Annotated in this window: 11 protein-coding genes; 2 read left to right on the plus strand and 9 right to left on the minus strand. The window is 59.5% G+C overall.

The window, feature by feature from the left end; genetic code table 11:
- Window positions 1-51 precede the first annotated feature (51 nt).
- Both ACERZ8_RS04105 and ACERZ8_RS04110 read right to left on the minus strand, forming a co-directional pair.
- Entirely contained in the window at window positions 52-1,335 is a 1,284-nt protein-coding gene (locus tag ACERZ8_RS04105) for an ABC transporter substrate-binding protein (protein WP_407590856.1), read from the minus strand.
- Between the two features lie 94 nt (window positions 1,336-1,429).
- Entirely contained in the window at window positions 1,430-2,506 is a 1,077-nt protein-coding gene (locus ACERZ8_RS04110; protein ID WP_407590858.1) for a branched-chain amino acid ABC transporter permease, read from the minus strand.
- A gap of 125 nt (window positions 2,507-2,631) precedes the next feature.
- Here ACERZ8_RS04110 and ACERZ8_RS04115 point away from each other — a divergent pair, with 125 nt between their 5' ends.
- Window positions 2,632-2,952 carry a hypothetical protein gene (locus ACERZ8_RS04115; RefSeq protein WP_407590859.1) on the plus strand — a complete coding sequence of 107 codons (321 nt, stop codon included), beginning with the start codon at window positions 2,632-2,634 and terminating at the stop codon, window positions 2,950-2,952.
- On the opposite strand, the gene ACERZ8_RS04120 is transcribed toward ACERZ8_RS04115, so the two are convergent.
- From ACERZ8_RS04120 to ACERZ8_RS04135, 4 genes are read right to left on the minus strand one after another with little or no spacing between them, the layout of a single operon-like run.
- Window positions 2,953-3,984 carry a branched-chain amino acid ABC transporter permease gene (locus ACERZ8_RS04120; protein ID WP_407590860.1) on the minus strand — a complete coding sequence of 344 codons (1,032 nt, stop codon included), beginning with the start codon at window positions 3,982-3,984 and terminating at the stop codon, window positions 2,953-2,955.
- 3 nt (window positions 3,985-3,987) lie between these two features.
- Window positions 3,988-4,527, minus strand: a complete 540-nt coding sequence (locus tag ACERZ8_RS04125) for a hypothetical protein (protein ID WP_407590861.1) — start codon at window positions 4,525-4,527, stop codon at window positions 3,988-3,990.
- Window positions 4,524-5,123, minus strand: coding sequence for a hypothetical protein (locus tag ACERZ8_RS04130; RefSeq protein ID WP_407590862.1), 600 nt, complete (start codon window positions 5,121-5,123; stop codon window positions 4,524-4,526). Before ACERZ8_RS04130 ends, ACERZ8_RS04125 begins: the two co-directional genes overlap by 4 nt.
- 23 nt (window positions 5,124-5,146) lie before the next feature.
- Complete coding sequence (locus ACERZ8_RS04135) at window positions 5,147-5,965, minus strand: ABC transporter ATP-binding protein (protein ID WP_407590863.1); 819 nt, start codon at window positions 5,963-5,965, stop codon at window positions 5,147-5,149.
- A gap of 85 nt (window positions 5,966-6,050) precedes the next feature.
- Here ACERZ8_RS04135 and ACERZ8_RS04140 point away from each other — a divergent pair, with 85 nt between their 5' ends.
- The gene (locus ACERZ8_RS04140) at window positions 6,051-6,218 is read left to right on the plus strand and encodes a hypothetical protein (RefSeq protein ID WP_407590864.1); all 168 of its coding nucleotides are present in this window, start codon (window positions 6,051-6,053) and stop codon (window positions 6,216-6,218) included.
- A gap of 11 nt (window positions 6,219-6,229) precedes the next feature.
- On the opposite strand, the gene ACERZ8_RS04145 is transcribed toward ACERZ8_RS04140, so the two are convergent.
- From ACERZ8_RS04145 to fdhF, 3 genes are all read right to left on the minus strand, one after another.
- Complete coding sequence (locus ACERZ8_RS04145) at window positions 6,230-8,215, minus strand: AMP-binding protein (RefSeq protein ID WP_407590865.1); 1,986 nt, start codon at window positions 8,213-8,215, stop codon at window positions 6,230-6,232.
- Window positions 8,216-8,393: 178 nt separating this feature from the next.
- Window positions 8,394-9,587, minus strand: coding sequence for a hydantoinase/carbamoylase family amidase (locus tag ACERZ8_RS04150; protein ID WP_407590866.1), 1,194 nt, complete (start codon window positions 9,585-9,587; stop codon window positions 8,394-8,396).
- 101 nt (window positions 9,588-9,688) lie between these two features.
- Window positions 9,689-12,454 (minus strand): formate dehydrogenase subunit alpha, encoded by a 2,766-nt coding sequence (fdhF, locus tag ACERZ8_RS04155; protein WP_407590867.1) that lies wholly within the window; start codon window positions 12,452-12,454, stop codon window positions 9,689-9,691.
- Window positions 12,455-12,563 lie beyond the last annotated feature (109 nt).

Genomic DNA, 12,563 nt, shown 5'->3' on the forward strand with positions numbered 1-12,563 from the left:
AAAGTTCGCAAAACCCCGGCGGCGACACAGACCGCCGCCGGGAAAGATCGCTTAGCCGCAGTTGGGCTCGATCCCGTTTTCGTTGGCATATGCCGCACTGTCTTCTTCGATCAGTGGCCCGATGATGTCGCCATCGGTGGGCTTGAAGTCAGAAATCAGGGACCAGCTTTGCGCAGATGCATCCCACTGGGTCACACCAACCAGGGCGTCACCACCATGGTTCTCGCAGGACACAGAGAACTCGGGGCCAAAGTTGGGCAGACCCAGTTCGGCCATCTTGGCTTCTGTGATCTCAAGCGCCTCCATACCGTCGCGCATCATGGCGGGCGTGATGTCAGCCGTACCGTGGATGGCCTGTGCCGTCTTGACCGCCTCAGCTGCAAGCATCGCCGCATAGAGACCACGGTTGTAAAGGACCGTACCGATCTGATCACCGGAACCGGCAGCCAGACCCTTGTCGACCACGTGTGTCGCAATGTCCTCAAACACGGGGAAGTCCGCACCCACGCCGTGGAACGTCAAAGCCTTGTAGCCCGTCGCCGCATCACCCGCAGGCAACACATCGTTTTCGGAACCGGACCACCAGATGCCGATAAAGTTCTCCATCGGAAAGCGGATGTTGGCCGCTTCCTGAATGGCAACCTGGTTCATCACACCCCAGCCCCACATCAGGACATTGTCAGGACGCTCGCGGCGGATTTGCAGCCACTGCGACTTTTGTTCCTGACCGGGGTGATCCACGGCCACTTCCATCAACTCGAACCCGTGCTTTTCAGCAAGACCCTGCAATGTGCGGATCGGCTCTTTGCCGTAGGCCGAGTTGTGATAGACCAGCGCAATTTTCTTGCCGCTGATATCGCCGCCGTTGGCTTCCAGCAGATAGTTGATCGCCCCGGATGCCCCATCCCAGTAGTTCGCAGGGTAGTTAAAGACGTGGCTGAACACGTTGCCGTTCTTGGCCGATGTCCGACCGTAGCCCATCGAGTGGACAGGGATGCCGTCAGCGGTTGCCTTGGGGATCAACTGGTAGGTGATGCCGGTGGACAAGGGCTGATAAACAAGCGCGCCTTCACCTTTGGTGGACTCGTAGCACTCAACACCTTTTTCGGTGTTATAGCCCGTTTCGCATTCCAGCACGCGCGCCGGAACACCACCGATGCCACCATCGCGTTCGTTCAGCATGGTGAAATAGTCCGCATAGCCATCCGCGAACGGAATACCGCCCGCCGCGTAAGGCCCGGTGCGATAGCTCAGCGATGGGAACACAAGGTCCGCCATCACAGGGCTGGCGGCCATCATGGCGGCTGTGGCCCAGGTTGCCAGTTTCATATTCATCGGTTTTCCTCCCGTTGGTTTTATCCGATATGCGGCCCGTTTTGGACCATTCCGTAGGGCAGGGTTCACCCCGCCATTGTTGGTGATCGCCCCGCTAATGCGGGAACGGCCACAATCTCAACTTCTCCTTGGCCAGACGCCACAACTGCGCCAGCCCGTGGGGTTCAAGGATCAGGAACATGATGATCAAACCGCCGACAATTACCAGATTGAAATGCGCCACGATATCCGTGGGCCAGCCAAGCATGTCGACACCTACCACCTTGAGGATCACGGGCAGGACCACCAGAAAGGCCGCCCCTGCAAATGAGCCAAAGATCGACCCAAGCCCCCCGATGATGATCATGAACAGCACAAGGAACGACTTTTGAATGCCGAACACTTCGCCCACTTCGACAGCACCCAGGTAGACGGCAAAGAACAGTGCCCCCGAAATCCCGACAAAGAACGAACTGACCGCAAAGGCCGTCAGCTTGGCCTTGAGCGGGTTCACCCCGATGATTTCAGCCGCGATATCCATATCCCGGATTGCCATCCACTGACGGCCCACCGATCCCCGCGTGAGGTTGCGCGCCATCACAGCCGCCCCGACGGTAAAGACCAGACAGAACAGATACGTCGCCCACGCTTCGGTGTTGGGGCCCGTCACCGCGATGCCGAACACAGAGCGTTCAGGCGCGTTGATCTGACCGGAGGCCGAATAATTGTAAAACCAGCTCACCTTGTTGAAGAGCCACACCAGGAAAAACTGCGCCGCCAGCGTTGCCACAGCCAGATAGAACCCCTTGATCCGCAAGGACGGCAGGCCAAAGGCCGTGCCCACCAGCGCCGTGATCCCCCCTGCGATGATCACGTGGAAAAAGATGTTCACGTCCGGAAATGCCGTCATCAGCTTGTAACAGGCATAGGCCCCCACAGCCATGAACCCCCCGGTGCCAAGGCTCACCTGCCCGCAATATCCAGTCAGAATGTTCAGGCCAATGGCCGCAATGGCGTAGATCAGAAAGGGGAGAAAGATCGAATTGACCAGATAATCGGTCATCACGAAGGGCAATACCAGAATGGCGATCACAAGCACCACGTAGTAGCGATACCGATCGAACCTGATGGGGAACGTCTGGCTATCTTGCGGATATGTCGTCGAAAAATCGCCCGCTTCACGATAAAGCATTACGTATCCCCCCTGCGCCATTCATGCTGAACGCGCCGTTTACCACCATCTTCGGTTCTGCTGTTTCGCCACATTTCGCCCCAATCCACATGCCACCTTTGGGTTGGGAAAATGGAGTGGGAACCATGACTGCTATTCTGGACGACATGCGTCGTCTCGATGCCGCGCATGCACGCGGCGAACTCAGCGCAATTGATCTGGCCGCCGCCAAGGCGCACCTGCTGGATTCCGTGCCGGACGCGACAGAACCGGCGCGCAAACCAGAGCCAAAGCCGCGGGTGCGGCGGGCAACCGTCTGGCCAATGTTGATGTTGTGCACAGCTGTTGTGACTGTCTGCGCGGGTGCTGCACTTGCGTTGACCGGTGACATCATGCTGTCGGCAACGCTTGCCATCACCGTACTGGCGGCCATCACGGTCATGCTGTTCCGCCAGCTGGATAGCTGATCATACCCGTTCAATGATCTTCTCCCCGAACAGGCCTTGCGGGCGGAACACAAGGAAGATCAGCGCCAGCACGTAAGCGAACCAGTTCTCGGTCGCATTCATGGTGAAGCCGAACAGCGCCCCGGCCAGGTCGCCCGAGGACATGAAGAATTCGAACAGCTTTTCGCCAACGCCGATGATCAACCCGCCCACGATAGCGCCGGGGATCGACGTGAACCCGCCCAGCATCAGCACAGGCAACGCCTTGAGCGCGATCAGGGACAGAGAAAACTGCACCCCCGATTTCGCGCCCCACATGATGCCCGCAACCAGCGCGACAAAGCCTGCCACTGACCACACGAGGATCCAGATGTAGTTCAGCGACACGCCAACAGACAAAGCCGCCTGATGGTCGTCAGCAACGGCGCGCATGGCCCGGCCCTGCTTGGTGTATTGCGAAAACGCGACCAATACGGCCACGAGGATGATCGCGATGATCGTCGCCGTGATGTCCAGATTGTCGATGAAAAACCCGTAGCCGAATATGTTGAGGGTCGCCTCGTCAATTGCGAGGTTCATGCCCTGCGGCAGGCAGGTGCTGTCGGTCAGGCAAACATCCAGCTTCTTGATCTCGGACCCCCACATCAGGTCCGCAACCCCTTCGAGCAGATACGCAAGACCAATCGTGGCCATGAACAGGATGATGGGTTCCTGCCCCACCAGCTTGGAAAAGATGAACCGTTGCACGGCCCAGGCCAGCAGGATCATCACCACGACCGTCAGCACGATGGCGATGATCGAATGAATTTCCCACCCGAAATAGTGGATGTTGGTGCCAAAGACGGCGTTGATCAGATGGTAAAACGGCACCTGTCCGGTCTGGATGCCGACCAGTGTCATCGCGGCAAACAGCGCCATGACCCCTTGGGCAAAGTTGAAAATGCCCGACGCTTTGAAGATCAGGACGAAGCCGAGGGCCACAAGGGCGTACATCACCCCAGCCATCAGCCCGTTGAGGAACACTTCCATCGCATAGATTAACTGATCCGGCATGACTTAACCCTTCCATCCCATAGAGGAGCAGAACGCGGCCGCCGTAGGCCCCGTTGTTGCGGCAAAGACGACGCGGTCGCCCTCGCCTGCATTGAATAGGACGTAGACATCCGCGGCCTCTGCCGTGCAATTGGCATAGGCACGTTGCGGCGGCGGGAACTTCAACTCCACCAGCCCCGCAGCGCGCAGACGTGCATCCGCACCGATCCAGCCGGTGACGGTGAATTGGGGCCACTGCGGTGACTTCGGCCCAACGCCCGCACAGCTCCATGTGCCGGGGGTCGTCGAAGTGCCCTTTGTATGGGAATAGCTGACCGCGAAGTCAAAGTTGCCACCCGATCCCGCAGGATACACCACACTGGCGTCCGTCCCGCCCTCATCCTGATCGACGCTGGCAGGTGCCGTCTGGAAATTCCAGTCCGCTTCGGGCTGCGCCACGACATAACGTGCGCACTCGGCAAGCGCGGCTTCGAAGGCCGCCTGATCCTGCGCAAGACCGATCTGGGGCGCAATCAGGGCAAATGTCAGGGCCACCCACCTCATTTCACCGCAACCCCCATCAGGTCCGCGGTATGGTCGCGCAGCGGCTGGTAACTGACCCGCAGCCGCGTCAGCCCCTCAAACGTCAGGTTCCAGTTCAACGTGATTTCGGTCACGCGCCCGTCCCGGCGCGGGGCGGCCAGAAAAGCGGCGGCATAGGCGCGCGGCATGGTCATGCGGCTCACCGGCTCGAACCCCGTGGTTGACACGAACCGCGCGCCGGCGCCGTCACGCCATTCCGTAAACGCCAGCAGCAATTCGGAATAACTGAGCCCGCTTGAAATGATCTCGCAGGCCGGTTCGTCATACATGAACACAACCAGCGTTCGATCCAGATCGGTTTCCTGATAGCCCAGCGCATAGGTGTTCAGAGTGCTTTCGAAATAGCGGCGGAACGTACGTGGGATTGGCATGATGTCGCGAGGCGACAGGCTTGCCGGATCGTCCAGATAGGGCAGGCAGCGCGCCTCGATCACACCGCACAACCCGGCCATACCCGGCTGGGATGCGTCGCAAATGGCAGGTTCATCCGCCAGGGCGGGACTGGCCCAAAGGGCCGCACATATAACCAGCGCCTTAATGCGCAAGGTCTGCTCCATAGGTTGTGGCGCTGCCCAAACCTTCAGTCATGCGACACCCCAAGATAGGCATCGATCACGTCCTGATTGTTGCGCACTTCGTCCGGTGTGCCATCGCCGATTTTTTTGCCGTAATCCATCACAACCACACGGTCAGACAGGTCCATCACCACGCCCATGTCGTGCTCGATCAGCGCGATCGTCGTGCCAAATTCGTCATTCACGTCGAGGACAAAGCGGCTCATGTCCTCTTTCTCTTCCACGTTCATGCCCGCCATCGGTTCGTCCAGCAGCAGCAGCGACGGCTCGGCGGCCAGTGCGCGCGCCAGTTCGACACGCTTTTTCAAGCCATAGGGCAGGCGCGATACAGGCGTCTTGCGGATGGCCTGGATTTCAAGGAAATCAATAATCTTTTCAGCGACTTCCCGGTTCGCCGTCTCTTCAGCTTCCGCTTTGCCCTTCCAGAAGGATTGGGCGAACAGCCCGGTCTTCATATGAGTCAGACGACCCGTCATGACGTTGTCCAGAACGCTCATCCCCTCGAACAGGGCGATGTTCTGGAACGTGCGTGCGATGCCCTGGCGGGCAACCTCGAAAGGCTTCATCGGAGGGCGCGGCGCACCCTTGTAATACACTTGCCCCTCTTGAGGGATGTAGAAACCCGAGATGACGTTCAGCATCGAGGACTTACCGGCCCCGTTGGGGCCGATGATTGCGCGGATTTCACCCTCGCGAATGTCGAACGAGATGTCCTTGATCGCCTCAACCCCGCCGAAACGAAGGGTAATATTCTTCATCTCCATGACGACGCCACCGATTTTGCGGCCATCTTCGGTGGTGTAGCCTTCGACCTGATCAAGCATATCCTGCCTCCATCGTGCGACCTTTCAGCAAGATGTTAACTCTTTTCTGCGCAACCTTCATGCATGCCAAGTCGGAGGGCCGAAGATGTTTGACAAAATGGAACGCCGCTATCTGCTGAACCTTGCATATGACTGTCATCAAAAGGGGCTGAGCGCCCGGGCAACGCGTCAGATCATGCGCAACAGCATCGGTGCCTTTACCAATGACAACCGCCTGCGCTGTGCAGTGCGGCATGTGTTCGAGAGCCACTGAGCCGGTCCGCATCACTCCGCCGCCATCTTTTGAACTGCGGCCGAAGTCTGCGCAGTCTGGATCAGCAACGTCGCCGAAATCGCGCCTTTGCGCCCATCCTCGTAAGTCACCTCTGTGGTCGTCGACACTTGTTCTGACCCATCGTATAGCGCGGCAATGATGTCGGCATATTTCTCTTCGATGATCCGGCGACGCACCTTTTGCGTGCGGGTCAATTCGCCATCATCCGCATCCAGCTGTTTGTGCAACACGACAAAACGGTGCACCTGACAGCTTGACAGCATCTCGTCCTGCGCGACAGATGCGTTTACCTCTTCCACATGCCCCTTGATCGTGGACAGTACCTGTGGGTGCTGGGCGAGTTCCTGATAAGACGCATAACCGATATTGTTGCGCTCGGCCCAGTTGCCCACGGCGGTGAGGTCGATGTTGATGAATGCCGTGCACTCATCACGCCCATTGCCGAATACGACAGCTTCCAGAATGTTGGGAAAGAACTTCAGCTTGTTTTCAACATATTTGGGCGCAAATAGCGCGCCCGACGCCATCTTGCCCACGTCCTTGGCGCGGTCGATGATGCGCAGGTGCCCGGTGTCTTCCTCGATGAATCCGGCGTCGCCGGTGGCGACCCAACCTTCGGGGTCTTTGGTGTCTGCCGTGCTTTCGGGGTTCTTGTAATATTCGACAAACACGCCGGGCGAGCGATAGAACACCTCGCCGTTGTCCGCGATTTTCAATTCCACACCGGGGCATTTCACCCCCACTGTGTCACTGCGCACCTCGCCATCGGGTTGGGCCGTGATGAACACGGTCGCTTCGGTCTGACCATATAGTTGTTTCAGGTTGATGCCCAAAGAGCGATAGAAATCAAAAATCTCCGGACCAATCGCCTCACCGGCTGTGTACCCGACGCGCACGCGGCTGAACCCCAGCGTGTTCTTGAGCGGGCCAAACACCATCAACTCGCCCATGCGGTACTTGAGCCGGTCCATGACCCCGACATCCTTGCCGTCCAGAATGGCCGGACCCACCTTGCGCGCGTGTGCCATAAAGTAGTGGAACATGCGCTGTTTGAACGCGCCCGCATCCTCCATCCGGATCATCACATTTGTCAGCTGGTTTTCAAAGACGCGCGGCGGGGCAAAGTAGTAGGTCGGCCCGATCTCGCGCAGGTCCACGTGCATCGTCTCGGCGCTTTCCGGGCAGTTCGTGCAAAACCCCGTCCACAGCGCCTGACCCACGGAAAAGATAAAATCCCCCACCCACGCCATCGGCAGATAGGCAAGGATGTCATCGGACTGACGCAGCCCGTCAAACTCAGATGAGGATTTGGAGGTTTCGATCACGTTGCGATTGCTCAGCACAACGCCTTTCGGCTTGCCCGTCGTGCCAGACGTGTAAAGCATCACACAGGTGCTGTCGTAATTCAGCTTGGCGATCCGACGCTGCATTTCCGGGGTCAATTCATCGCGTTTGGCGCGGCCCACATCCTGTACATGAGAATACTGATGCAGTTTGGAATGGTCGTATTTGCGCAAGCCCCGCGGATCGAGATAGATCATCTGCTCGAACTGCGGCAAGTCGGCCTGCACTTCGATCACCTTGTCCACCTGCTCCTGATCGCCCACGATCACGAACCGCGCGCCGCAATGACCAAGGGTATAGGCCATCTCTTCGGCTGCCGCGTCCTGATAGAGCGGTACCGGGACCGCCCCGCACATCTGCGCCGCCATCATCGCCCAGTACAGCGTTGGCCGGTTGCGCCCGATCACGGCAATGAAGTCACCTTCGGCCAGTCCAAGATCGATCAGCCCCAGCGCAAGCGCTTCGATTTCCTCTCGGGTCTCAGCCCAAGTCCAGCTTTGCCAGATGCCGAATTCCTTTTCGCGGTACGCAGGCGCGGACCCGAATTGCGTGGCATTGCGGTGCAGCAGCGCCGGGATGGACGACAGGTCCTTCCCGCTCACAGGCGTTTCAACCAATTTCTTTCCTCCCATGCGCGCCCCGGTCAATGGATGCCGGGCCCACGCGATCGCTCAGGCGATTCTATCTTACACAAGGATGTTGCTCTATTGATCGAGGTCAACATTTTCCCGATGTTTTCCCAATCCTTGCAGGTTTCCCCACGCCAGATCAAGAGCGTAGGACAGAACCGCCCGACAGAGTACGCAACGCTCAGCCGATCCCGGCGGCACGCGCCAGAACACGCAGCCCGGCGACAAGGTCATCCTCGGCTGTATCTTCTTCAAATGCATGGCTGATCCCGTTGATAGACGGGACGAACACCATGGCCACCGGCAGAACCCGCGATACGTTCGTTGCGTCATGCAACGCGCCCGATGGCATGCGACGCCACTTGCCCGGTGCAACGGCTTCGGCCCCCGCCTCCAGGCGGGCGCGCAAGTCACTGTCCATTGCGACCGGTTCCAGCCCCAACAGATCGCCCATTTCGATGTCGAGCTGCATGTCCTGCGCCACTTCATGCAACACGTCCAGAATGACCGCTTGCATCCGTCCAAGGCGCTCCGCATCCCCGTCGCGCCACTGCATCGAAAACCGAACTGTCCCCGGTACGATGGATGACGCATTTGGTCCAAGGCTCACATGCCCAATTGTCCAGACAGTCTGCGGCGTCACCACATTGCGCAATCGCTCATTGAGACGGGTATTGAACGCGCTCAACCCCTGAAACGCGTCACGACGCAACGCCATGGGCGTGGTGCCCGCATGGTTCTGTTGCCCTGTCAGCGTGATGACCTGATCGCGGATGCCGACGATGTCGGTGACAATCCCGATCTGTTCACCAGCCGTATCAAGGGTTGGGCCCTGTTCGATGTGCAACTCGATAAAACCGGTGAACTGGGACGGTGCCACATCTGCACCCACGCGGTGTCCAAGCGCCGCACGGGCATCCGCCAACAAAACGCCATCGTGATCGCGCAATTTGTCGGCCTCGGCCAATGACAACCCGCCGCTCCACACGTTCGATCCGGTTGTGACCCCGAACCGGCCTTCCTCATCCTGAAAAGACACGACCGAGATGGCAGGCCCACCGCTCTCCTGCGCCGCGCGTGCAACTTCGAGTGCGGCAACAACACCAAGGGCACCGTCCAGCCACCCGCCGGTCGGCTGGCTGTCCGAATGCGATCCCAGCAACAGGGACGGCCCATTCGCCAGACCAAAGAGATTGCCCATCGCATCAAAACATGGGCGTAGACCGGCATCGCCCATCCGATCAGCCAGCCAGTCGCGCGCGGCGATGTCCGGCGCGCTATAGGCCGGGCGGACAACGCCCTTTCCTACGCCCGACGCACCAAACTGGCGCAAGCGATGCAAGTCAGACAAAAACCGTTCAGGATCAAGCGCCATCGCCATCCCTTCTTCTGACCAGAAATACCACGGGGAGTTTGAGGGGCAGAGCCCCTCATTCCCAACATAAAATCGCGTGCGCCGTCAGGCGCGCAATCAGATCATTCCGCAGCAACCGCTCCCGTCACCGCTTCAACCTTCACGGCCGAAAACTTGAACTCGGGGATCTTGCCATAGGGATCGACCGCCGGGTTCGTCAGGATGTTCGCCGCCGCCTCGACAAATGCAAACGGCAGGAAAACCATGTCCGGTGCCACCGCTCGATCCTCGCGCGCCATGATCTCGATCGAGCCGCGCTTGGTTGTCAGGCGCACAACCCCACCTGCAGGCACACCCAGCTTGCGCAAGGTCGACGGGTGCAGCGAACAGTTCGCCTCGGGCTCGACCGCATCCAGCACCGATGCGCGACGCGTCATCGACCCTGTGTGCCAGTGTTCCAGTTGCCGCCCCGTGGTCAGGATCATCGGGTATTCTGCATCAGGCACATCATCCGGCGGGATCACCGAAGCAGGTGTAAACCGGGCGCGCCCGTCAGGACGGGGAAAGCCGTCGCCAAACACAATCGCCTGTCCCGGGTCTTCGGGCGACAGCGAAGGGTAAGTCACAGCATTCTGCGCCTCCAACCGGTCCCACGTGATGTTCTCCAGCGACTTCATATTCAGCTTCATCTCGGCAAAGACATCCGCCGGGCTTTCATAGCTCCAGCCAAGTCCAAGCCGTTTGGCCAGTTCCACCTCGATCCACCAATCCTCGCGCGCATCCCCGGGCGGGGGCAGTGCGGGGCGGCCCATCTGCACCTGACGATTGGTGTTTGTGACGGTGCCCGACTTTTCGGCAAAGGCAGAGGCCGGCAGGATTACGTCCGCATAGTTTGCCGTCTCGGTGATAAAGATATCCTGCACCACCAGATGGTCGAGTTTGGCCAGAGCTGCCCGCGCATGTTCCACATCCGGGTCCGACATGGCCGGGTTTTCGCCCAGCACATACATCGCCTTGATATTGCCCGCGTGGACATCATCCATGATTTCCGTAACCGTCAGGCCCTTCTCATTCGAGAAATCCCCCGACTGCCAGACATCGGTAAAGGCTGACCGCACGCCGTCATCTGTGACCGGCTGATAATCGGGCAGGAACATCGGGATCAGACCGGCATCCGACGCACCCTGCACGTTGTTTTGCCCACGCAAAGGGTGCAGACCCGCGCCGGGCCGCCCCACCTGTCCGCACATCAGCGCAAGGCTGATCAGGCAGCGCGAATTATCCGTCCCGTGGATGTGCTGGGACACGCCCATGCCCCAGAAGATCATCGCCGACTTGGCCCCGGCAAAGGTGCGGGCCACATCGCGCAGCACGTCAGCGTCGATCCCGCACATCTCGGCCATCTTTTCCGGCGCAAAGCCTGACAGATGCGCCTTCTCCGCCTCCCAATTCTCGGTATAGGCGTCGATGTATTGCTGGTCGTACAGCCCTTCTTCGACGATCACATGCATGATCGCGTTCAGCATGGATACGTCCGCGCCGGGGCGGAACTGCAGCATGTGGGACGCAAAGCGTTTCAGCGCCTGCCCGCGCGGGTCCATCACGATCAGCTTGCCACCGCGCTTGGTGAACTGCTTGAAATAGGTGGCCGCGACGGGGTGGTTTTCGATCGGGTTGCAGCCGATGGCAATTGCCACGTCCGCATTCTCGATCTCGTTGAAGGTGGCGGTCACGGCACCCGAGCCGACATTTTCCATCAGCGCCGCAACGGAGGAGGCATGGCAGAGCCGCGTGCAGTGATCGACGTTGTTATGGCCGAAACCCTGGCGAATCATCTTCTGGAACAGATACGCTTCTTCGTTCGTGCACTTGGCCGACCCGAAACCGGCCACCTCGCGCCCACGACCCTTGAGGCCCTTGGCGGCAAAATCCAGCGCCTCGTCCCAGGACGCTTCGCGGAACACGTCACCCCACTTGCCGGGATCCACATTCAGCCCTTTGGCCGGGGCATCGTCGCGACGGATCAGTGGCTTGGTCAGGCGATGGTCGTGATGGATGTAGTCAAAACCAAAGCGCCCCTTGACGCACAGCCGCCCCTCGTTTGCGGGGCCGTTGATACCCTCGACATATTTGACCTTGTTGTCTTTGACCTTCAATGAGATCTGACAGCCCACGCCACAGAACGGGCAGATGCTTTCGACCTCGGAATCGAACTCAGCACTGTCGCCAACCTGTCGATCGTCGACAACCGAGGAAGGCATCAACGCGCCCGTCGGGCAGGCCTGCACACATTCACCGCAGGCCACACAAGTGCTGTCACCCATGGGATCCGCCAGATCGAAAGTCGGATAGCTGTCATGCCCACGCCCGGCCATGCCGATCACGTCATTGACCTGCACCTCGCGACAGGCGCGCACGCACAACCCGCACTGGATGCAGGCATCCAGATTGACGGACATCGCCACGTGGCTGTCATCCAGCAGCGGGATGCGCCCCTCTTCCAGTTTCGGAAACCGGCTGGTCGTCACGCCGTTCGCGTCGGCCATGTTCCAGAGATGGGCAGATTTATCATGGGCAACGTCACGCTCCGGCTGGTCGGCAACAAGCATCTCGACCACCATCTTGCGGGCGTTTTCCGCGCGCGCCGAGTTGGTGGTGACAACCATGCCCTCGGACGGTTCGCGAATGCAGGATGCGGCCAGAACACGCTCGCCCTCGATCTCGACCATACAGGCGCGGCAATTGCCGTCCGGGCGATAGCCGGGTGCCGGTTTATGACACAGATGCGGGATGACAAGGCCACGGCCATTGGCCACTTCCCAAATGGTCATGCCCGCCTCGGCCTCGACCTGCGCACCGTCCAGCGTAAATGTCACCTTGTCCGTCATCGCGCACAACTCCCTGTCTTTGTGCGCAAGCTAGCCGATCATGGACGGTTTCGGGACTCCCATTCCCGACACCAAAACCCGTTTTCGCGGCTTCGGCGTTTCCGATGCA

Origin of the sequence: Tateyamaria armeniaca, from assembly GCF_045797845.1 — a bacterium.
Classification (GTDB): Bacteria; Pseudomonadota; Alphaproteobacteria; order Rhodobacterales; family Rhodobacteraceae; genus Tateyamaria; species Tateyamaria armeniaca.

Coding starts and splice junctions, on each gene's coding strand:
- ACERZ8_RS04105 (WP_407590856.1), bottom strand. CDS start 1,335: ATGAATATGAAACTGGCAACCTGGGCCACAGCCGCCATGATGGCCGCC.
- ACERZ8_RS04110 (WP_407590858.1), bottom strand. CDS start 2,506: ATGCTTTATCGTGAAGCGGGCGATTTTTCGACGACATATCCGCAAGAT.
- ACERZ8_RS04115 (WP_407590859.1), top strand. CDS start 2,632: ATGACTGCTATTCTGGACGACATGCGTCGTCTCGATGCCGCGCATGCA.
- ACERZ8_RS04120 (WP_407590860.1), bottom strand. CDS start 3,984: ATGCCGGATCAGTTAATCTATGCGATGGAAGTGTTCCTCAACGGGCTG.
- ACERZ8_RS04125 (WP_407590861.1), bottom strand. CDS start 4,527: ATGAGGTGGGTGGCCCTGACATTTGCCCTGATTGCGCCCCAGATCGGT.
- ACERZ8_RS04130 (WP_407590862.1), bottom strand. CDS start 5,123: ATGGAGCAGACCTTGCGCATTAAGGCGCTGGTTATATGTGCGGCCCTT.
- ACERZ8_RS04135 (WP_407590863.1), bottom strand. CDS start 5,965: ATGCTTGATCAGGTCGAAGGCTACACCACCGAAGATGGCCGCAAAATC.
- ACERZ8_RS04140 (WP_407590864.1), top strand. CDS start 6,051: ATGTTTGACAAAATGGAACGCCGCTATCTGCTGAACCTTGCATATGAC.
- ACERZ8_RS04145 (WP_407590865.1), bottom strand. CDS start 8,215: ATGGGAGGAAAGAAATTGGTTGAAACGCCTGTGAGCGGGAAGGACCTG.
- ACERZ8_RS04150 (WP_407590866.1), bottom strand. CDS start 9,587: ATGGCGCTTGATCCTGAACGGTTTTTGTCTGACTTGCATCGCTTGCGC.
- fdhF (WP_407590867.1), bottom strand. CDS start 12,454: ATGACGGACAAGGTGACATTTACGCTGGACGGTGCGCAGGTCGAGGCC.